Source organism: Paenibacillus sp. S29 (genome assembly GCF_049319765.1).
Taxonomy (GTDB): Bacteria; Bacillota; Bacilli; order Paenibacillales; family Paenibacillaceae; genus Paenibacillus; species Paenibacillus polymyxa_B.
The window spans coordinates 1-508 of the sequence record NZ_JBMOUI010000066.1 but is presented as its reverse complement, the minus strand read 5'-3'; the positions used below and the strand labels follow the sequence as shown (position 1 = coordinate 508).

General features: G+C 54.3%; 1 rRNA gene. It reads right to left on the bottom strand.

The window, feature by feature from the left end:
* Positions 1–508, bottom strand: a 23S ribosomal RNA gene (locus ACL9RM_RS26490); the annotation flags it as partial.

Below are 508 nucleotides of genomic sequence, written 5' to 3'. Positions count from 1 at the left end.
AGGGAACCTTGGGGCGCCTCCGTTACTCTTTAGGAGGCGACCGCCCCAGTCAAACTGCCCACCTGACACTGTCCTCGCACCGGTTTACGGTACCAAGTTAGAACCTAGATACGATCAGGGTGGTATCCCAAGGATGCCTCCTCTCAAGCTGGCGCTCAAGATTCAACGGCTCCCACCTATCCTGTACAGATCGTACCCAAATTCAATATCAAGCTGCAGTAAAGCTCCATGGGGTCTTTCCGTCTTGTCGCGGGTAACCTGCATCTTCACAGGTATTAAAATTTCACCGGATCTCTCGTTGAGACAGCGCCCAAGTCGTTACGCCATTCGTGCGGGTCAGAATTTACCTGACAAGGAATTTCGCTACCTTAGGACCGTTATAGTTACGGCCGCCGTTTACTGGGGCTTCGGTTCATAGCTTCGCCCCGAAGGGCTTACCACTCCCCTTAACCTTCCAGCACCGGGCAGGCGTCAGCCCGTATACTTCGCCTTGCGGCTTCGCACAGAC